The organism is Kribbella sp. NPDC056861, from assembly GCF_040687575.1.
GTDB lineage: Bacteria > Actinomycetota > Actinomycetes > Propionibacteriales > Kribbellaceae > Kribbella.
The window spans coordinates 38,286-60,323 of sequence record NZ_JBFBNQ010000009.1 but is presented as its reverse complement, the minus strand read 5'-3'; the positions used below and the strand labels follow the sequence as shown (position 1 = coordinate 60,323).

The window sequence follows — 22,038 nt, the reverse complement described above, 5'->3', positions numbered from 1 at the left end:
CGGGCTCCGAGTTGTAGGTTGGCTACGCCTACAAAGCGAAGCGAGGATGACGAGTGGACGCCACGGTCGACCGAGACGCCTGGGGCGTGCCGCACCTGACGGCCGCCGACCCGCTGGCCCTCGCCTATCTGCAAGGCCAGAACGCGGCAACCGATCGCGCCTGGCAGCTCGAGCTGCAGCACCACCGCTCGCTCGGCAGCAGCGCCGCCTTCCTTGGTCCTGAGGCACTCAGCTGGGACACCTTCGCCCGTCAGGCGCGCCTCGACGACACCGCGCAACGCTGCTGGGAGCAACTCGACGGCCACACCCGCAGCTGGATCTCGGCGTACGTCGACGGCGTCAACCACACCCTCCCGGCCGCCGGCAGCAGCGCCCCCGAGTTCGCCGCCACCGGCCTCACCCCGACGCAGTGGCAACCGTGGGCGCCGCTCAGCAACTGGCTCGCGATCCACATCCTGTTCGCCGGCTTCCCCACCAAACTTTGGCGCGAGCACGTCGCCCGCCACCTCGGCGACGACTTTCTCAACCTCTTCAACGCCGAGGGTCCCGCCACCGCCGGCAGCAACGGCTGGCTTATCCCCGGCAGCAAGACAGCAACCGGTACGCCGATCATCGCGGGCGACCCGCACCGGTACGTCGAGAGCCCCGGCGTCTACCAGCAGATCCGCCTGACCTGCCCCGAGTACGACGTGATCGGACTCGCCGTCCCCGGTGTCCCCGGCATCGCGCACTTCGGCCACACCGGCACCGTCGCCTGGGCGATCACCAACGCGATGGCCGACTACCAGGACCTGTACGCCGAGCAGCTCCGCCGCACCGACTCAGGCGTCGAGGCACTCGGCCCCGACGGCTGGCAACCGACTGCCCGGCACACCGAGGTCATCGAGGTGGCCGGCGCCGAATCTGTCGAGATCGAGGTGATCGAGACCGCCCGCGGCCCGGTGATCATCGGCGGCGTCGACGAGTCGCAGGCGATCAGCCTGCGCTATCCCCCGCGCGTCTCCCACCGACTCGGCTTCGAGGCTCTACCCAAGTTGCTTAAGGCAATGACCGTGGAGGACATCGACAATGCCGTCGATCGATGGGTCGAGCCGGTCAACGTGGTGATGGCCGCCGACACCGCAGGTGGTCTGCTGCACCGGACGGCGGGGTTGGTGCCGACGCGTGACAACACCAACCGCCTGCGCGTAGTACCGGCTTGGGAGGCGGCGCACGAATGGCAGGGCTGGCACGACCCGATGCCGCGAGCAACTGTCACCGATGCGATCGCGATGGCCAACAGCCGCGGGATCGCCGAACCGCTCGGCGTCGACTTCGCCGCCCCGCACCGCTACAACCGGATCAGCGAACTGCTGGCCGAGCGCAACGACTGGACCGTCGGCGAGATGCCGCTCATCCACACCGACACCCTGCTGGGCTCGGCCAGTTCGTTGCTCGATCTCCTCATCGACCTCAAGGGCCTGTCGCCCGAGGCAACCACCTTGCGCGAGCAGCTCCTCGGCTGGGACCGGCGAATGGATGCCACCAGCACCCTCGCCTCCAGCTACTCAGCACTCCGCAAGGCCCTGGTACGCCGCCTGGCCGAGCACCCGGCGATCGCTGTACTCGATCAGGACCTAGACCTGCCCGACCTCTTCGTCCCGTACCTCGACACCCTCGCCCACACGTACTTCGCGCTGGAAAGCCTGATCGCCACCGACCTCCTCCCCGAGGTCAACGTCACTTGGCTGACCCAGGAGGCGCTGGAAGAGGTTGCCCACCGCAAGCCACGCGGCCCGTGGGGCGACACCCACCACCTGACCCCGCTGCACGCTCTGCGAGGCCCAGTCTTCGCCCCAGGCGAGGACCACTACGACCTGGAGGTCTCCGGCGACCACCACTGCGTCTGGTCCACCTCAGCCGTGCCGGGCCTCACCGACACCTGCATCCGGGCCTCCGCCGCCCGCTACGCCTGGGATGTTGCCGATCGCAACAACAGCGCATGGATCGTGCCGCTGGGCAGCTCAGGCGTCCTCGGCGATCCCCATCACCACGATCAGCTCCCCCTCTGGCTCCGCGGCGAGCTCACCCCGGTGATCAGCTGAGCCGGCCCTCGTACGTCTCCAGCACCACCTGCAGGCGATCCCGGCGGAAGCGCCCCGGCTGCAGGTCGTAGACCCGGCGTCCCGCCTCCGTCCAGAACCTGTCCGCAGGCACGGCATCGGCCCCGGCCGGAACGAACTTCAGCACCTCAGCCACCGCCGCCACCGCGAACCGCGTCATGATCCCGGCCGCGGCCGGGTCGTCGGTCGGCACTACCGACATCAGCTGATCGGCGACATCGAGCCACTGGCCCGGGTCGACGAGCACCGACGGCTCCGCGCCACCGAAGTTCGGATCAGCACCGGCGTGCTCCCGAGCCGGCAAGCGGAACAGGTACTCCCGGGCGGTCGAGCACTTCTCACACGTCCCGCTGTACGCCGCCACCAGCTCGCCCTCCACCTGGGCCAGCCCGTGCTCCCACTCGGTCTCGGTCGCCCCACAGTCACCGCAGGGCGTCAGATCGAGGTAGACGTACGCCTCATCGCTGGTCCGCGCCACCGGCAGTACCGTCATCTTGTCCTCCCGTCTCGCACTTCTCGTCATCATCGTCGCAGTCGTCATCGTCATGCGGTGGAATGGCGACGTTGGTCGGCGCCCCCAGCAACCGCACCCACGGATCGACCGACATCCACCCGGGAGCCGTCGGCGCCGGCGGTTGGCTCGGCGGCGGGGATGCCACGACCGCCACGTCCGTACGCCGCCCGTCGGGGTCGAGGATTTGCTCGAGCTGGCGGTAGTCGGACTCGAACATCGTCAGATACGCGACCCCCTGCGGCGCGAGCTCCACCGCGAAGCTGTCGCTGACCTCCCCGGTGCGCAGCAGGCGCTGCCGGACCAGCTCCACGTCGTACTGGACCTCGACCCGCACCGTGACCGCGCGGCTCTCCTCGAACCGCGTCCACTCGCGACGCAGCCCGCGGGTGTCGACCGTCTGGTCGGCCAACTGGTCGCCGACGGTGATTCCGCCGCTCAGGCCGAGATCGGCTTCGGAGACCTGGGATGCACCGTCGACGGGGAGCAACCGGCCTGCTGTGATGGTGTGGGTAACTCCCTGCTGGCTGCGGTCCTGTTCCCCTAGCTCCACGTGATCACCCGGTACGCCGATCAGCTTCGCGCCCAGGACGGTCGCGCCGATCCGTACCTCGACTGTCTGGGCGGAGTACCCGGGCCGGGGCAATGGGAGCAGTGTGAAGCCGTCGTCCTGCGCCATCCGGCTGAACGACGCTGCCAACGTCACCGGCGAGAGCAGGCTCTCCAGCTCGGTCCGGTGTGCCCGGGACCCGGCCGGCCCGAGCAGATCCGGCTCGGCCAGCCGGGTCAGCACGGCCTCCCGTAGCTCGTTGCCCTCGGCGCCTTCCGTGAAGAAGATCGGCGGCACCCCGCGCTCGTTCAATGACCTGATCGGCGCGTCCGTCGTCTGCGGCGCCGCCCCGGATCCCGACCCGGTCGAAGCCTCGGGACTCGTGGACGCCGGCACAGGCAGTGCCGGCGCCATCGTCCGGGCCGGGATCAGCTGAACGATCTTGCCGGTCAGCGCGACCGTCGGCCGGCCGGTCACCTCGACCACGAACTGCAGGTCCCGCGCGACCCGGTGCAGTCCTTCCCCGGTCGCCATCCGTTCGATCCGCAACAACTGCGAAGCCGATGTCACCGAACTCGAGCCGGTCCGGTCGGTACCGAGGTTCTCCGTCCGGCCCTCCTGGATCCCGCCCCCGACCTCGGTGCCCGCCGACCGTCCGGCGCTCGCCGTCCGCGACTGGTCGTCGTACAGGTAGCGCTGGACCCGGCTGATCGCGTCGTTGGTGACCCCCAGCGACGTCGGCTGCCCGGTGAACGCCGCCCGGATCCTCACCTGCACCTGCTCCGAGCCCAGCCGGCCAGCCCGGCTGATCGGATAGGCCCGGGTGAAGCCGTCCGGACCGAGCATCTCGTCCAGCCTGCCGACCCAGCGGGGGCCGGCCAGGTCCGCGAACAACGCCTCGGTCAGCATCGGGTCGCTCTCCGGCCCGGCGTCCTGCGCGGTCAGCAAGGACCGGACGGTGTCGAAGAAGGTCACCTCCGTGCCGGACTCGGCGACCGTCGCCGCCTCGACCACACTCGACCCGAGATTCTCCCGGTACTGCGCGGGCAGGTCGACCGCGACCGTCCCGGCCAGGTCGGCGGCCTCGGCGAGGACCAGGTCGAGCTGCGCGGCCTTCGAGCGTGGCGTCGGCCGCTCAGGCGTGAACTTGGCCAGTACTTCCCGCGGTCCGTGGTTCCGGGACAGCGCAGGCAGCGGTTCGTTCGCCGCCGCCGCGACGGACAGCATCCGGCGATAGTCGCGGATCAGCGCGGCGGCAAGCCGGCGATCCAGTTCGAGGTGCCCTTGCAGGTACCGCTCGACGACGTCCGCCAGTTGCGCCGGCGGCAGTGTCAGGTCGCCGTCGACATGGAAGCGCAGGACGTCCCGCTCAGGAATCTCGAACGTGGTCACGCCGTCGACGACCTGAGGCGCGGAACTGCCGGCCGCCACCGACAGCTCGGTCTTCGCCGAGAACAGGTAATGCCGGCCGACCTCGATCACCATTCGTTCGATCCCGGTGGTCGTCTGGCGGGTCCGGACCATCGCCGAGGTGGTGCCGTGCTGCGCCGCCATCGAACCCGTCGCCTGGTCGCCCACCCCGAAGTTCATCGCCGCGGAGCTGCCGGTACTGCGCCCCGCCGACAGGCCATGACTGTTCAGCGCGAGGTTGATCTCCAAGGTCACCTCGTCGGTGAGCCCGAGCAGCACGAGATCGCTGAGCTGCCCACTGATCGCGAGGCTGCCACGGGTCGACGCCACGCGGGCCGACTGGATGACCACATCCGTCCGGTACGTCGTCTGCGCCCACTCCGGATGCGCCAGCAGATGACGCGGGTCCAGCAACGCGGCGAGGTGATGTCGCGCGGCCGGATCCTGGCCGGTCACCTCCGCGGCGAGCGCTGGCAATCCGTTCGTCCGCACGCCGATCATCACGGCTCGGTCGAGCACCTTGTGCGCGACCGGACCTGCCGATACCTGGGTCGGCGCGAGCTCGGTCGACGGCAGCAGGTCGGTGTCGACCAAGACGCGCGCCGACGTACCGGGTGATCCGAGATGCCGGATCCCCTCACCTGGGGCCGCGTCGAGCTCGACCACCTCGAGGCGATGCGGTACCTCGAACACCGCCAGCGGGGACAGTGTCTCGATCAGGCCGGCCCGGTTGACCGTGCCACCGGTGATCCAGCCAAGCGTGCGGCCGAGCGACTGGCGGCCGTAGGAGAGCCCCGACCTGATCGCCGGCCTGCCCGGGGTGTCCTGGCCCAGTCCGAGCGGCGAGGCGGTCCAAGGCAGCGACTTCGACCAACTGCCGGACCGGACGGCGTTCTGCGAGCCGATGTTCAGGACCTCCATCGCCTCGTCGGTCGAGACCGCCACCGACGACGGCGCGTCGGGGTGGATGGCGATCCGCAACGTCAGCGATTCGGTCGGCCCGTCGGTCGCCGCCTTGGTCAGCGTCACCAAGATGCCGCTCTGGACTGCGATGTCGTAGCCGGCCTCCAGTCGACCGACGGACAACTGCGCACGAAGCTCGGTGAGATTCAGCAGTTGCGCCTGCGCCGCGACCGGATCCGAGGTCAGCCGGGTCAGGTCGACGTCGCCGTTGACGTCCAGGGCCGGGAGGAATCCACGCTTCGCCAAGGGCTCGGCGAGTTCGGCCAGCGCCTGCTCGCCGCCGGTGACGTACTGGACCTGGGTCGGCCCGGCAGCGTTGAGCTCACCACTCGGCGTCTCGAGCCAGGTCGGCAACTTCAGCTCGCGGCCTGGCACCTGGCGGCCCTCGCGCGGGTCGCCGCGGAGTACCGGCTCACCGTTCTCGATCAGGGGGTTGCCGTTGTCGTCGAGCACCAGCGCGCTCTTGGCGATCGGCAGGCCGTGCCGGTAGGCGTCCGTAGTACGGAGTCTGAGGAGGGCTTCGGTCTCGCCGGTCACCACGGCCGGCGACTGGCCGGTCAGCGCAAGCGTCACCTGGTGATCCAGCACGAGCCGGTAGCCCTGGGTCGGACCGATGTAGCGCTGGATGCCGATGTGGACCGCGGATCCACCGCCTGCAAGGGATTCCGTGCGGCTTCGGGAGCGACCGGCGGAGGCGGTGGGGCCTAGGTCGAGCTGCTCCTCCCCCAGGTTGCTGAGCGCGTCACCGCCGTAGCCGAGGGTGGTGGCCAGCGAAGTACTTGTAGTGAAGTTCTGCTGGCTGGTCGCGTTGCTGAACCCGAAGCGGAGCCGCTCCTGCCAATGCGAGCTGCTTGATCCACCGACCAGTTCGGTCCGCTCGTACCGGACGGTGGACTTGATCTGCAGGTGCCCGACCGGCCGGCCGGCGACCTGTAGCGGCTGCAGGATCGACTGCTCGGTGCTCTCTGGCAGGCGCGCCGGCAGGTCGTGGTGGATGGCGGACCGGATCTGCTCGTGCAGCAACGCGGACTGGTCGCCGAACTTGCTCAGCTGCTCCGCGAAGGCGGAAGACACCTTGTCCGTCAGACTTTGCAGGCCGTCGAGCGAGGTCAGCACATGGTTCGGCAGGCGTCCGGACGGCGGGGTGCCGCGCTCGACGGTGTCGGTGGGCGCGTCCGTGAGATAGACGTGCGACGACCAGGCATGCAATCGAGCAGCATCGCCCTTGTGACCGGCCGAGACCCGAACATCGGCGAGTCGGGCGGTGGGCTCACCGAGCGGGCGCGCGGTCACTCGCCAGCTCGCCGCCGCGACGATCAACGCCGACTCGCCGCGATTGTTCTCGATCCCACCCTCCAGCCCGTACTGCGCCCCGGTGGTCGTCCGGCTGCGGCCTTGGGTCGATCCGTACTGGAGCTTGGCGCTCAGCAACTGACCGGCCTGGGCGATCCACGAGCTGTCCGCGAAGAGCTTCGTCAACTGCTGCAGCGCGAACGCTCCACTGGTACCAGCCGAACCGTTCTGGGTCAGGCCGAGTCGGCGAGAACCCTGCGACAGCTGGGTGATCGACGTCTCCGTCGTCCGGGCCGACGGATCGAGCAGCTCGGTCAACTCCGACAGACTCAGCTGGAACCGCAGCTCGATCGGGTGCGCGTCGCCGACCTGGATCGTGGTGCCGTCCGTGGTAAGCACCTGCGCGAACTCCGCGGTGAGTCGTTGCTGCAACGCGCCGACCGTGAAGCGGTGGTCGACACCGTTCGCCGCCAGGACCGCGTTCACCCGGTCGGTCAGCGCGGACAGATGCGGCAGCCGGTCGGTCGGCAGCAGACTGGATCGCGCCATCGGCGACGGAGCCAGCGCGGCCTGACTCTGCTCGTACGCCGTCAACCGGGTGGCCAGTCCGGCCACGGCCGCCGCCCGCTCCACCGCAGTACGGGTCGGTGCGTCCAGCAACAGATGGTCGTAGCCTTGGGCAACGATCTCCGCTTGGCGCAAAGCGTTCCGGTACGCCGCCGCACGCTGGTGCTGCCGCTCGATCGTCTCGGTCTGCTTGATGATCTCCTTGCGGGCGCTGTGCTCGCGGAAGTACCGGCCGGTGTCGGCGCTCGCGGCCGCCTTGGTGACCGCCTCCTCGGCCTGACTCAGACGCTGCTCGGCGAGCTGCGCATCGCGTTCCTTCGCCGCCACCCGTGCTCGGAGGTCGTCGATCGTGCGGTGCATCGCATCCCGCTTGCCGGTCAGATCGGCGACATCGAGCTGCAGTTGCTCGACAGCCGACAGGCCTGAGGTCCACGGCATGGCAGGCGGCTGGTGCCCGCGCGCCTCGATCGCCTCGGCCAGCCCGGCCAGGTCCTGGCGCAGCGCCTGCTCGGCTTCGACAGCCTCGGATCGCCCAGCCAGTACTGCGTCCGCCGCCTCCGACCATTGGCGGCTGAGCAGGCGGAACTCGTTCTGCTGCGCTGTCACGCAGGCGTCTTCGGCGTTCGGGTTCTGCTGCGACCGGGCGCGGCTGAGGAGTTGCCGCAGCCGGCTCCGGGGTGCGCTGTTCTCCTCCAGCGCATGGGTGATCTCGTGTACCCAAGCGCGCGTCAGCTGGTCGCCGGCCAAGCCGGGCGCGAACCTGACCAGGTGCGGATCTTGCGCGGTGCCGCCGCGGATCGTCGTCGCGGCGACCCGGCCGGCGCGGACCGGTCCGGGAGCGGCGCGGAAGATCTGTTCGCCGTGTTGGCGGCTTCTGACCTGGATCAGGTCGGATCCGATCTGGTCCGGCTGACCCTCGATCACGCCGCCGAAGTCGCTCTCTTCGGCCGCCAGCGCGGCCTCGACCAGCTCGGCGGTCGTTGCCCGCGGTGCATCGGCGGGTCGGCCGTCGGCGACGAACCTGGTGCCGTCGACTTCCGGCGCGTGGACAGTGTCGCCCTCCGTGCTGGTGGGCTGTGAAGTGAGGAACTGTTCCAGCTGGTGATAGTCGCTTTCGAACATGGTCAGGTACGCCGTGCCGCGCGGTGCTTGCTGCAACTGCACCGGGTCGCCAGAGCGGATCTCGCCGTCGCGCGCTAGCTGCTGGCGGACCAGGTCGACGTCGTACCGCACCTCAACCTCGACGGTGACGGCACGGCCCTTCTCGAAGCGGCTGCGCTCACGTCGTACGCCGCGGCCGTCCGACGTCTGGTCGGCCAGCTGGTCGCCGGCCGAGACACCACCGGTCGTCCCGAGGTCGGAGTTCTCGGCGGAGGTGCCGCCGTCGATTGGGAGTAGCCGGCCAGAGGTGGTGGTGTGCGAGACCGTGTGCTGGCTGCGGTTGACCTCGCCGATCTCGACGCCGTCGACCGGACCGCTGACCAGGCGGGTGCCGACGACGGTCGCGACGACTCGCACCTCGACTGTGCGGGAGGTGTAGCCCGGGAGTGGGAGCCGGAGGATGGCGAAGCCGTCGTCGTGGGCCATGCGGCTGAAGGATGCGTTCAGGGTGACGGTGGAGAGGATGCCGGCCAGTTCTGCGGCGTGCATACGGGCGCCGGCGGGGCCGAGTAGGTCGGGTTGTGCCAGGCGTTCGAGGATCGCGTCGCGTAGATCGTTGCTTACGGCTCCTTCTACGAAGTAGGCGTCTGGCAGGCCTCGGGAGTTCAACGACCCGCTGGACGCGGTGGGGGTCGGTTGGGTTGTGACAGGGGTCGGCTGGACTTCTGGGAGGACTCTCAAGGGAATCAGCTGAACCAGATCACCGGTCAAAGTGACGGGAGCGATCGGGGTCAGCGGCGAGTCCGCGCGGGTGAGGGCGCGACCGGTGCGGCTCCGGGCGGGAACGCCCGTCGCCTCGGGCATCAGCTCGATGGTGAACTTCAGGGCACGCCGGACGCGGTGCTGCCCGTCGAACGTGGCGAGACGTTCCAGCCGGGTGGTCTGCTCGCCGACCGACACCGCGGTGGAGCCACTCCGGTCCGTGCCCACCGTGCCCGACCGGCCCTCCTGCCAACCGCCGTCGAGCCCGGCGCCGACCGATCGGCCGGTCGACGCGCTGCCCGAGCGTTCGCCGTACAGGTAGCGCTGCACGATGCTGACCGTCGACTTGGTGGTGCCGAGCGATACCGCCTCGTCCACGAACTCCGCGCGGATCCGCAGCGTCACCTCCTGCGCGCCCAACCGGCCCGGCTGCGCGAATGGGTACGTGCGACTGAAGCCGTCCGGCCCGAGCATGTCCTCCAGCCGACCCCACCAGCGCTTGCCTGCCAGGTCGACGGACAGTGCCTCGGCCAGCATTGGATCCTGCTCCGGACTGAGGCCGAGCTGCTCGGTCATCAGCTCCCGAACGCGGTCGAGCAATGCCACGTCCCGGCCCTGGTCGGTCACCCTCGCCTGCTCGACCAGGCTCGACCCGAGGTTGTTCTGCAGGTGTTCGGGGATCCGGATGGTCCGCGTAGAGTCCAGCGCGGTCGCCTCGGCGAGTACTAGCTCCAGTTGAGCCGCCTTGCTCCGCGGAGTCGGCCTGCCCGCCTGCGGCTGCAGCTTCTCCAGCAGTACCCGGGCGGTGTGACCAGCCGACAGCGCCGGTACCGGCTGGTTCTCCACCGCGGCAGCCGCCAGCGCCGCGCGGTAGTGCCGGATCACCCCGCCCGCGAGCCGGCGATCCAGCTCCAGGTTGCCGTTCAGGTAGCGCTCGACCACATCCGCCACCTGCTCCAGCGGCAAGGTCAGCTCGCCGTCGAGGTGGAACTGCAGCGCATCGCGCTCGGCGACCTGCAGCACCACCGGCGCATCGGCCGTCACCGGTGTGCCGTCGGCGGTCACGGTCAGACCGGCCACGCCCTGCAACAGGTAGTGCCGGCCGACCTCGATCGTCAGCCGCTCGACCCCGGCGATAGTCATGTCGGTCCGCGAGGTGGAGGACGACGTCCCGTACTCACCCGACGCCGTGCCACCCTGGGCGTCCATCGTGCCGCCGACGTTGACCGAGGTCGATCCACCGGTGCTCTGGCCGGCCGACAGCCCATGGCTGCTCAGCGCGAGGTTGATGTCACCGGCCACCGCATCGGTCATCCCGAGCAGCGTGACGGCGCCGATCCGGCCGGCGATCGCGAGACTGCCCCGCACCGAGATCGGCCCGGCGCCGCGCAGTACGGCATCCGTCCGGTACGTCGTCCGCGCCCACTCCGGATGTGCCAGCAGGTGCCGCGGGTCCAGGAACGCGGCGAGGTGGTGCCGAGCCGTGGGGTCTTGCCCCGCCAGCTCAGCGGCGAGTTGGCGCAGCTCATGCGTGTCCAGGGCGACCAGGGTGGCCCGGTCGAGCACCTGGTCGCTGACCGTGTCGGCGACCAGCTGGTTCGGCGTCACCTCGGTGGACGGCAGCAGGTCGGTGTCGAGCAGGATGCGCGCCGACGTACCGGGCGTACCGAAGTACTGGATCGGCTCCTCTGCTGTGGAGTTGAGCTCGACCACCTCGAGGCGATGCGGTACTTCGAACGCGGCCACTGGCGAGCGGCTCTCGACCAGGGTGACCTGGTTGACGGTGCCGCCGGTGAACCAGCCCATCACCCGGCCCAGGGACTGGCGGCCGTAGGAGAGGCCGCCCTTGACGATGCCAGTGCCGGTCTCGCCTGCGGTGAGGCCGAGCGGCGACGCGTTCCAGGGCAGGGACTTCGACCAGCCGTTGGTCCGGCCGGTCGTGTCGGAGCCGATGTTGAGGGTCACCATCGCCTCGTCGGTGGTCACCCCGACCGCCGACGGCTGCCCCGGCCGGATGCTGACCCGCAGGCTCAGGGTCTCGGCCGCGCGACCGGTTGCCGCCCTGGTCAGCGTGACGACGATGCCGTCCTGAACGGCGATGTCGTACCCCGCCTCCAGCCGGTTGACCGAGAGCTGGGTCCGCAACTCGGTCAGGTTGAGCAGCTGGGAGTGCCGTTCGAGCGGGTCGGTAGACAGCTTGCTGAGGTCCGGATCGCCGTTGGAGTCCAGGGGCGGCAGGAAGCCACGCTCGACCAGCGGATCGGTCAGCGCCGCCAACGCCTGTTGGCCACCGGTCACCTGCTGGGCCAGTCCGGGGCCGGCGCCAGTGAGGCGGCCGGTGGCGTTCGCGAGCCAGGTTGGCAGCTGGAGGCTGCGGCCGGGGACCGGTACGCCGGTACGCGGGTCGCCTCGGAGTACGGGCTCGCCGTCGGTCAGTACGCGGTTGCCCTGCTGGTCGTGGATGAAGGCGCTCTCTGCGACGGGCAGGCCGTGCCGGTAGGCTTCGTTGGTCTGCAGCCGGGTCAGGCCGACCGTATCGCCGGTGACGTTGCCCTGCGATTGGCCGTCGAGGACCACGGTGACCTCGTGCTCGAAGACCAGCCGGTACGCCTGGGTCGGGCCGGTATAGCGCTGGACACCGACGTGGATCCCGACGCCGCCACCGCTCGACGACTCGGACCGGTTCAGCGAGCGCCCGGCGCTGACGGATGGGCCGACGTCGACGGTGGTGTCGCCGAGGTCGGTCAGCACATCGCCGCCGTAGCCGAGCGCTGCGGTGAGGCTCGTGCTGGCCGAGAAGTTCTGTTGTCCGTTGGCGGTGCTGAAGCCGACGCGGACGCGCTCCTGCCAGTGCGCTGTGCTCGGTTGGCCGACCAGCTCGGTCTGCTCGTAGCGCACGGTGGTCTTGACCTGCAGGTGGCCGACCGGGCGCCCGTTGGCCTGCAGGGGGCGCAGGATCGAGCCCTCGGTGCTCTCGGCCAGTCTGGACGGCAGGTCGTGGTTGATCGCCGAATGGATCTGCTCGCGGAGCAGCGATGCGTCGTCGCCGAACTTGGCCAGCTGGTCGCTGAACTTCGCGAAGACTTTGTCGGTGAGGCTTTGCAGGCCGTCGAGAGAGGTCAGGGTGTGGTTCGGGAGGCGCCCGGCGGGTTGGGTGCCGTTGGTGGTGGTGCGGGTGGGTGCCAGGGTTGTGTAGGCATGTGAGGCCCAGGCTCGCAGCCTGGAGACGTCCTTGGCGGTGCTGCTGTCTACCCGTACGTCGGCGAGCAGGTGGTCGGGCTCGCCTAGGTGACGAGCTTGCAGGTGCCAGCTGGCGCGGGCGGAGTACAGGAGAGACTCGCCGCGGTTGTCCTCGACCGCGCCGTCCTGCCCGTACTGCGCGCCGTTCGACGTGACCGAGCGGCCGCGGCCGGAGCTCTGGCTGCCCTTGACGGTGACCAACTCGCCGACGGCGTTGATCCAGGACTGCTCGCCGAACAGTTTGGTCAGCGTGTTGAGCGCGAAGGCGGCGCTGGTGCCGACGTGACCGTTCTGGCTGATGCCGAGCTTGCGGGACGGTTGCGGCAGAACGCCGAGCATCGTCTCCGAGGCCTGCACCGACGGGTCCATCAGCTCGATCAGTTCGGTCACCGACAGCCGGAGCCGCAGCTCGATCGGGTGGGCCCGGCCGATCTGCAGGGTCGCGCCGTCGGAGGTGACCAGCTGACCGAACTCGGCGTTCAGCCGGTGCTGCAGCTCGCCGACGGTGAAGCGGTGGTCGACGCCGTTCGCGATCAGGACGGCGTTGACGCGTTCGGTGAGGGTGGACAGGTGTGGCAGCCAGTTCGTGGGGAGCAGGCTCGACAGGGCGATCAACGGTGGGGCTATGTCGGCCAGGCGTTGTTCGTAGGTGGTCAGCTCGGTCAGCAGGCCGGCTGCGTGTGCCGCCCGCTGCTGCGGGTCCATCGAACGGGCATCGGCCAGGAGGGTTTCATAGCCTTGGGCAGCTTGTTGCAGCTGGTCGTACGCGGCTTGGTAGGCGGCGGCGACTTGGTCGTGCCACTGCTTTACCTCGGCCTGCTTGGCGGCGTCCTGCTGAGCCTGGTGGACGCGTGAAGATCTGCCGGAGTCCTGGTCCTGGGCGGCTTTTGCTGCGGTCTGCTCTGCCTGCTGAGCTGCTTGCGCGGCCTCGGCGGCTTTGGCTTCCTTGGCGTCGATCCGGCGCTGTAGCTCTTGGAGTTGGCGTTGGGTGTCGTTGAGCTGGCTCTCGACCGTGGCGACGAACTCGTCGACCGGGTCGTGGGTGGACTGCTCGATCGGCGCGGTGTTCTCGAGCTGCGGTGCTTGGTGCCCACGTGCCTCGATCGCGGCGGTGAGGCCGCGCAGGTCGTTCTCCAGCGCTTGAACGGTTTCAGCGGTGCCAGTACCAGCCTGTACTGCGGACTGCGCGGCTCGGAGTTGGCGGGTCAGCAGGCGGTACTCGTTGAGCTGCGCGGCGACGCAGGCGTCCTCGGTGCGGGCGGACGGTCGCCGCAGAATCCGGCGCAGGCGGCTACGGGGCGCGGCCTGCTCTTGCAGGGTGTGGCTGATCTCGTGGACCCAGGCGCGGGTGAGCTGGTCGCCGGCCAGGCTCGAAGCGATCCGGACGAGGTGTGGGCGGGTGATGCTGCCGTCGCGGACGGTGGTGGATGCGACGCGGCCTTGCGGGACGGAGCCGTCGACGTAGCGGAAGTACTGGGGGCCGCGTTGGTCGGTTTGCACGACGACGATGTCGTCGGCGACGAAGTCGGGGCGGCCGTTGATCAGGCCGCCGAAGTCGGCTTCGTCTGCGGCGACGGCGGCTTGGACTGCTTCTCGGGCGGAGAGTTGTGGGGTGTCGGTTGGGCGGCCGTCGCGGACGAAGCGGGTGTCGCGGACCTCGGGTGCGTGGACGGTTCTGCCGCGCTCGCCGGATGATGCTTGGGGACTGTCCGTGGCTGGGGTTGTGGTGGGGTTTGGGGTTGTGGCGGGGTCTGAGGTTGTGGCGGGGGTTGTGGTGGTGGCGGGGGCTGTTGTGGTGGTGGTTGCCGGCGCAGCGGCTAGCCGTTGGGCCTGCTCTGCAAGGCGTTCCGCAGTACGACGCAGGGCGGCTGGGTCGAGTGGGCTCTCGTCGGTGGTCTGCGTGGGATCAGTGCGCGGATCCGCCGGCGGGGTGGTCTCCGCCTCGGTGGCCTGCTCAGCGGTGGGCTCTGCCGCAATGGGCTGCGCCGCCGAGGCGGGCTGCTCCGCGGTGGTCTGCTCCGCGGTGGGTTCCTCGACGCGGTGTCTGCCTTCGTACTCGGCATGGTGACGGCCGGACGACTCGTCGGCATGGTGCCGGCCGGTCGCCTCCTCGGCGTGGTGACGGCCGGTCGCCTCGTCGACGCGGTGGCGGCCGGGGGGTGTGTCCAGGGCCAGGTCGGTGATGAGGTCGGCGGCGGTGGCTGGGCCGTGGGTCTCGGTGGCTAGCGGGCCGGTGAGAGTCGGGTCGGTTACTCGGACGGTGAAGCGGTGTGGGTCAGCAAGTGTGCTCGGGCGGGCTGTGCGGTCGATGGTGACCTCGACCTGGTAGCCGCGCTCGACCAGCGAGGCCAGGCCGCGTTCCAGCGCGTTCAGGGCATCGGGATCCGCGACGGTGCCGTCCTCGAACAATGACTGAGCGCCGTTGACCCGGGTGTGGTTCCACTCCAGCACGCCTTCGCCGGCGGAGTCCGACCGATGGTGCCGACCACCCGGGGCGTCAACGACCGGTACCGCGGGTGGCGCCGACTGGAGCGGGATCGTCACCCGGCCGCCCGGTCGGTCGAGTCCGGGCGAGACGCTCAGGACGGGAAGTACCAGGCCGTTCGGTACTCCGGACGACCGCCACAGCAGGTTGGCGTTCTCCAGCGCCTCTTCGTACTGGGTCCGGACCAGCGCGCGGGAGTCGTCCGTACCGTGTACGGCGTGGTGGTCGACGGCCTCCGCGGCCTGCGCCAGCTTCTCGAGGGCGATCAGTCGCTCGGCCAGCAACGGTTTGCCGGCCGGCTCGGCGATCAGCCGGCGGATTGCCTGCTCGACACCGGCGCGGATCTGGTCGGTCAGCCCGACAACCCGGCGGCCGGTTGCCACGTCAACGGTCCCGAGCTCCGGGAAGCTCTGCGTAGATCTGTTGCCGTCGGCAATCGCCTCGAACATTTGGATCTCGAACTGCACCTTCCGCCGGGCCTCGGCGAGCTGGTCGTCGGTGAAGCCGAGCGCCTGCAGCCGATCGACCTCCGCGGCCAGCTGATCGATCCGCTGCAGCGTCTCGACCCGCCTGGTCCGGGCGACTTCGTCGAAGACGCTCTCCGCCCGCTGCGTGGGTACGCTGTCCAGCTCGGCCCGCCGGACGGCAGCCCGGATGTAGTCGGTGTAGTTCCGGTCGGTCTCCAGCGGCTCGACGGTGGCAGTCGCAGCGGCGGTGCCTCGGGTGATTCGTTCGGTGATCTGTTGCGCGCGGGTCGACAGCTGGCCGACCAGATAGCGGCTCAGGGCCTGTTGTTCCAGCAGGTCCGAGCGGTTCAGCGCCTGGCTGGCGAGCACAGGCTCCAGCTGGGTTGAGATGCCGATCTCGGTCCGGCGGAACAGGTACCGCGCGATCGGCGTACCGATGATCGCGCCGGACGCGCCAGCCACGGTCAGGACGACCCCCAGGTCCGGCAGGTCGAAGACCAGGTCCAGGCCGACGGCGCTCAGCGCGCCACCCAGCGACGCGGCGGCCACCTGGATCGTGTACGCCGTCCAGGACGACTGGCCGCTGGGCCGGGCGCCGGCTGGGGCCGCGGTCGGTACCGGCAGTCCTCGCTCATCGGCCAGGTCCGCCAGGTCGGACGGCGCCCCGACCAACTGCTCCAACTGCCCCGCCAGCCGCCGGAACTCGCGCAGCCTGGGCTCGACCGTCTCGGCCAGCGCGGCGATCTGCACGGCCTCCTGCTCGGCGCGGGCCCAGACCTTGCGAGCGTCGTTGGCGGCTTCCTCGCGGTTGATGAAGTACTTGTCGCCCATCGCTCCGGTGACCGAACCGACCAGGCCTGGTCCGACGGCGTTGAGCAGCCCCTCCACCTGCGCGCTGACGTGCTTGGCCAGCTCGGTCGGGTCGACGTCGACGGTCTGCGAACCACCCACGAAAACCCGGCGGGCAGCGGAGGAGACGTTGTCGATGAACTGCACGGCCAAGGTGATCTTGAATGGCGGCGCACCAGGGATCTTCGGGTTGACCTGGGTCACCCCTGGCGCGGGCAGGGCCGCGGGCTCGCCGACCGACCGGCCGGCACGGACGTCGAGAGCCGTCAGCACCCGGTCGAGACGGGTTTGCAGCTCGACCAGTTCGGTGGCGAGCTGGTTGGCGTACAACGCGGGATCGGACAGCCGGATCCGCTCCGTGGCGTCTACCCGGCGTAGCCGGAACTCGAGTTTCTTGACGTCGACCAGCCGTTCGGCCAACGACTTGGCCAGGGCCGAGGACGCGATCACCATCGCGGTCGAGAGGGCCGGTATGCCGACCAGCGTCAGTGCCCCGGAGACCGCGGCGGTCGCGAGCGTCGGGGTCGCGTACCGGATCAGGTAGTTCCGCCATGCGGTTGCCATTGGCAACTTCTCGATGGGTGGCCGAACCGCCTCCGGTCCGTCGAGCAGGCCGCGCAGGCCCGGGTAGTCGAAGCGGCGCTGGGTCCGCTCACCGACGTACGCCGGACGCTTGCCGACCTGCTTCTGCGCATCCAGATAACGCTCGGACAGTGCGCCGGTGAAGGCGTTGATCAGGGTGGGGACCGCGATGCCTACGCCGACCAGCGGGTCGCCGGTGAAGACGGTCGCCGCCGCGCCGATCACCATCGTCGACCAGCCCGAACCGATCACCGCCTTGACCAGGTAGCCGCCGCGGCTGACCCGGTCGTCGCTCAAGGCCTGGCCTCGGTCCTTGATCCGATCGAGTACGGCGCGTTCGTCCTGGTTGAGCATCGAACGCAGCAGCTCGGCGTTGGGTTGCTCGTCGACTACGCCCATCGCCAGGGCGAGTTTGCGGATCTCGGCTTGTACGGCGGTACGGCGTACCGGCTCTGTGGCGGGGATTCGCTCGTCGAGCATCCCTCGCTGGCGCAGCTCGGCGCGATCGCCGGCGTCGGCGGGGCGCTGTACTGCTTGGGTTTGTGGTGCGCTGTCGGGCTGGAAAACTTGTGTGCCGTCCTCGTCGCCGCGGATGATGGCGGCGGATTCGGCGAGTACCCGGGCGAGCATCGGGGCGATCTCGTCCTGGGTGAGTCGGTCCGACAGGAGCAGGTCGACGGTCGGTACTCCGTGCAGCTGGACGGAGTACTCCAGTTGCTGGCCGGGCTGGAGCGGGCCGACCCGCTTCACCAGGCGGAAGGTCTCGCCGGATGAGGTGGTGATCCGGTAGATGCCGTTGCCTTCGGGGTGGATTGCCTGCAGCTCGGCGGCTGTCAGTAGGTCTGATGGGTCTGCCAGTAGTTGGCCGGAGTGGGCACTGACCAGGACCCATCCGGGGACGAACCGCTCTACCCGGTGCGAGATCTCATCTGTGACGACCGTGTTTGCGTCGGTCGTGGTCTCCGTGGTCGGCTGAGTGGTCGGTGCCGCTGCCGAGTCGGTGAGTGTGTCGAGGAGTCGGGCGAGGGTGCGTGCGGAGTACGTCGACCTGCCGGTAGCGGAGTTGATCTCGACGGTGTAGCTGTACGGCGACACCTCTTGCGATGGGCGGGGTGTCCGGGTGATCGTGAGCTCGACCTCCGCACCGGCTGCGATCTGCTCGGCCAGTACGTCCTCGAGTCGGGCGTAGGCATCGAGCTCTGTGACCGGGAAGTCGCTCATCAGCGCACTGAGGCCGGAGTTTCCGAAGAACCGCCACCCCAGTACGCGCCCGTCGTACAACGGACGCCCGGCCCGGGAAGCCAACTCGGCCAGTCGCTCTCGCACTCGAGGCGCGGGGTCGTCCAGTACTCGGGTCAGCCGGGCGATGATCTGTTCGCCGACCTGAAGCGGTCCGCGCGGCCTGATCACCTCGTTGCCGTCGAACACCCGGCTCAGCCGCTCACCGTCGGCAGTCCGCACCGGTCCACCGTCCACCGCAGCATCCCGAGCAAGGTTCGGAGCCGGAGCCGGCGCCGAGGCCGGGACCTGGGCCTGAGGCGGGGCAGGGCGGTCGGTGGCTGTGGGGGTTGGGGCGTTGTCGGCGGGGCCTGGGGTGGGTGGGGTTGGGTCTGCGGGAGGTGTTGGGGTGGTTGGTGGGTCGGTGGGGGGTTCGAAGACGTTTTCGGTGCCGGGGTGGAAGTTTTCGATGGCGCTGGGCTTGAGGGGGACGAACACTTCGCCGGGGGCGTTGCGGAAGGTTCGGGCGTTGGTCCAGATCGTGCGGCCGGCCGGGTCGATGACGCGATACGCGACGGTGATCCAGTCGGGGCGGGCGCCGGGCGGGAGGATTACGTCGTACTCGACGGTGTTGCCTTGTTGCACCCAGTCTGCGAGTTCGTTCTCGAAGTTGTTGAAGGCGCCGCTGTTGAGCTCCCTGTCCTGCGGGAAGTAGTTGGTTCTCACCACCTCGTGGAGGAACTGCCAGGCCAGGGCATGGCCGCCGGAGTCCGTCAGCTCGCCTCTGAGGTGGGCGCGGTGTCTCGCGTTCCGGTCGCTGCGCGGCCGGCCCTGGCCGCGGAAGACCTCGGCGAGACGGGCTCGGACCATTCGCGGGCGGCCCGAGTTCTCCACCAGCCAGCGGGCGAGGTTGCGGCCGTGTGATGTCTCCTCGGTCCAGACCACTTGCTCGGCTTGGGCTTCTGCGTCTGCGGAGACCTTTGGAGATGCGGGGTCGAACCAGCCGAATTCGTTCGACTCCGAGTTGCCGCCCGGCTCGGTCGGTGGGTCGATTGGGCCTTGGGGGCTGTCTGTGCCGGTCGTGCCGGTCGGGTTGTTGGCGCTGGTACTGGTGTGGGTTGGGGTGGCTGGTCGTGGTGTGGGGGCGGTGGGTGGTGTCGCCGCTGCCACGGCGGGGGCTGCTGCTGCCAGTGCTCCGGTTTGTACGAGCTGGGCGGGGGTAGCAGTTTCGCTTGTGGGGATTGAGGAATCGGTGGTGGGGGTTGCTTCGATGGTGGGGGCTACTTCGGCGGTGGGTGTCTCGTCCGTGGTTGGTGTGTCGTCGGTGGTTTCGGTGGGGTTTGTTTGTTGGGCGCGGGTGGGTCGTGGTGTCGCGGCTTCGGTGGTGGTTGAGGGGTTGGTTTGGGAGGTAGGGGTCTGGGTGGTTGGTGAGGTGGTGTGTGGGGATGTGGTTGGTGAGGAGGACGTGGGCGGACCGCTCACGGTTTGGGTGGGGGCGACCGGAGCTTGCGGTGCTGAGGTCTGGGTGGTTGGGGTGTCGGTGCCGGACGTACTGGTGGTTGGGGTGTCGGTGCCGGGAGTGGTGGTGGTTGGGGCGTCGGTGCCGGGCGTAGTGGTGGTTGGGGTGTCGGCGGTTGGGGTTTGCGGGGCGGTTGTCTCGGTAGTTGGTGTGCCGGCGTCCGTGCCTGGGGTGTCGGCGGATGGGGACTCGGTGGTGGGGGTGCCGGCGGTTGGGGTTTGCGCGGTGGGGTCTGCCTGGGTGTTGCCGGGTGCCTCTTGGGTCGGGTCGGACTGGTTGTTGATCTGGTTCGGGTGGGTGGCGTCGCCGGGTGAGACCGTGTTGGTGTGTCCGCCTGGGGTGCCTGATGTTCCGACGGGTGGGCGACCGAGGCCTTCAAGACCGCTAGAGCTATCTCCGTCTGTACCGCCTGTACCCGAAGGCTCGTTGCCGGACGACTGCTGATTTCCACCAGCCTGGTTCCCCGGGGTCTGCTGATTGCTACCCGGTGGCTGTTGGTTGCCCTGGGCATCATTTCCGGCAGGAGACGTGGGGGTGTTGTTGTCGGTCGCGCCAGGATCACCACCCGTACTGCCAGGCGGCCGGGCTGGCGCGGGCGGAGTTGGCCCGGTCGGGTCGGCCGGGCCGACCGGAACAGGATCCGGCACCCGGACCGGGAGCGGGTTGCCGCCCAGATTCTGGATACCCACAGAGGCTCGTTGGCCGAGGTTGCCGCCGGCGTGGACCGCTCCGACCCGGCCGACTGCCAGCGCACCCGCGAGCGGGCCCTGGTTGACGATCGCGTTGCCGAACTCTCCCCAGGTCGGCACCGTCCCGTCGACCAGGTGGGTGGCGGCCACGCTGAGGATCGGGGAGCTGATGACCGTCGTCGGGAACGCGTGGCCGGCCTGGTTCAGGAAGTCACGGCCGGCGCTGCGGTCGCCCAGTCGCAGGCCGTCCGCCAGCCGGTTCGCCGGCAGGGCTCCGAGTCGGCCGATCGGGCTGAGGACCTTGTTCAGGCCTGGGCCACCGGCGCCGGCGATCGCGTTGATCAGCATCTGGTCGGTGTTGATGCCATCCTGATATCCCTGCACGTTGTTGAGGAGGTCCTGGACCAGCCCGGCGGCGACCTCGTCGGCCGCTTCCCGCGTCGCTTCGAAGAGTCCCTTGCCGGCCGCGCCGGCCACCCTGAGCACCGACTGCGGGATGGCCGCCGCCACCGGACGGGCCACCGCGGTGGCGGCCGCGCGGACGACGGCGGTCAGCCGCAGCGCCATCCCTGCCAGGATCCGGGCCTGCCAGAACGCCGCGGCCGCCGCGGGCATCACCAGCGTGGCCGCGAAGAAGAACGCGTTCAGCGCCAGCTCCGACAAGATCGCGTTCCGGACGTTGGCGACCTCGCGCGCGAAGGTGAAACACAGCTCCGCCATGTCCTGGTACGCACGGATCGCGGACCGCAGGTCGGTCAGCGTCTGCCCCGCGTTGCGGGTGTAGACGGCGCCGGTCACGTCGCGCCAGACCGCCGGGATGCCCTGGACCGACTGCTCAGCCTCGGCGACCGAGGTCTCCAGAGCCCGGCCGAGCTCCTGCCACGCCTCGCCCATCTGCCACACCACGGCCTCGTCGGTGGGCGGCCAGATGTTCTCGTCCCAGTAGGTCCGCAGCCACAACCACAACTCGGTGGTCGGCTCGGGAACGCTCACTCCAGGGATCGCATCCGCGCGGCGTCGTCCGCGGCGTGCTGGATGTACTCCGCGACGATCTTGGCGCCCTGGGTGCCCATGTGCTCCAGCAACGGCTTGACGTTCTTCGACAGCTGCTTGAGCTGCTCGTCACTGGCGTTGTAGCTGGCCCGGAAGTTGGTCGACAAGGTGTCGAACCCGGTGTCGGCCTCCCGCTCACCGGCCTCGATGGTGCCGGTGGCTCCCGGCAGCGCGTCACCGAACGGCTTGCCGGACTCGTACAGCCGGCGGAGCAGCGCGCTGGTCTCCTCCGTGTACATGTCGATGTCGCCGATTCCACCGAAGTTGATCGGTCCCTGGCTCATCAGCGGCCTGCCTTCCGGGCGTCGGTGATCGCGGTCAGGAACGGTTCGAACGCGAGCGCCGACGGGTCGTCGCTCCCCGCCGGGAACAGTGCGGGCAACTGCTCGGCCGCAGACTTCTGCGCGTCCTGGACGGCCTCGTTGATCACGTCCCGGATCCGGCCGGCCAGCGCCTCGGCGTCCGGGCTGCGGTACACGCGGGGATCCAGAACCAGCTCGCGGACCTCGCCGTAGAGGCCGACCGTGGCCTCGACCAGCCCGTCGGGCGACTGCGCGGTACCGGTGGTGTCGTCGCTCAGCGCGCGGAACCGCCGGATCTCACGGTCGGCCTCGTCGAGCTGACCCAGCAGCGAGTACGCCGTACCGGGCACCTGATCACGGGAAACCATGTCGCCT

5 protein-coding genes are annotated in these 22,038 nt (G+C 69.6%); 1 reads left to right on the top strand and 4 read right to left on the bottom strand.

The features are described from left to right. Positions 1-53 precede the first annotated feature (53 nt). The gene (locus AB0P21_RS37050) at positions 54-2,084 is read left to right on the top strand and encodes a penicillin acylase family protein (protein ID WP_363703384.1); all 2,031 of its coding nucleotides are present in this window, start codon (positions 54-56) and stop codon (positions 2,082-2,084) included. Here AB0P21_RS37050 and AB0P21_RS37045 read toward each other — a convergent pair. Genes AB0P21_RS37045 through AB0P21_RS37030 form a run of 4 tightly spaced genes read right to left on the bottom strand, consistent with a single transcriptional unit; the run spans position 2,077 to position 22,031 of the window. Further along, positions 2,077-2,595, bottom strand: coding sequence for a hypothetical protein (locus tag AB0P21_RS37045; RefSeq protein WP_363703382.1), 519 nt, complete (start codon positions 2,593-2,595; stop codon positions 2,077-2,079). The two genes, AB0P21_RS37050 and AB0P21_RS37045, sit on opposite strands and share 8 nt — an antisense overlap. After that, a complete protein-coding gene (locus AB0P21_RS37040) occupies positions 2,561-21,301 on the bottom strand; it encodes a hypothetical protein (protein ID WP_363703380.1) in 18,741 nt (6,246 codons plus the stop codon). Before AB0P21_RS37040 ends, AB0P21_RS37045 begins: the two co-directional genes overlap by 35 nt. Next, on the bottom strand, positions 21,298-21,645 hold the full coding sequence (locus AB0P21_RS37035; RefSeq protein WP_363703378.1) for a hypothetical protein: 348 nt from the start codon (positions 21,643-21,645) through the stop codon (positions 21,298-21,300). The genes AB0P21_RS37040 and AB0P21_RS37035 overlap by 4 nt, the downstream gene beginning before the upstream one ends. Continuing rightward, positions 21,645-22,031 (bottom strand): YbaB/EbfC family nucleoid-associated protein, encoded by a 387-nt coding sequence (locus AB0P21_RS37030; RefSeq protein ID WP_363703376.1) that lies wholly within the window; start codon positions 22,029-22,031, stop codon positions 21,645-21,647. The genes AB0P21_RS37035 and AB0P21_RS37030 overlap by 1 nt, the downstream gene beginning before the upstream one ends. Positions 22,032-22,038 lie beyond the last annotated feature (7 nt).

Bases quoted from the DNA above. Each gene is read 5' to 3' on its own strand.
- AB0P21_RS37045 (WP_363703382.1), bottom strand. From the start codon at position 2,595: ATGACGGTACTGCCGGTGGCGCGGACCAGCGATGAGGCGTACGTCTAC.
- AB0P21_RS37035 (WP_363703378.1), bottom strand. From the start codon at position 21,645: ATGAGCCAGGGACCGATCAACTTCGGTGGAATCGGCGACATCGACATG.
- AB0P21_RS37030 (WP_363703376.1), bottom strand. From the start codon at position 22,031: ATGGTTTCCCGTGATCAGGTGCCCGGTACGGCGTACTCGCTGCTGGGT.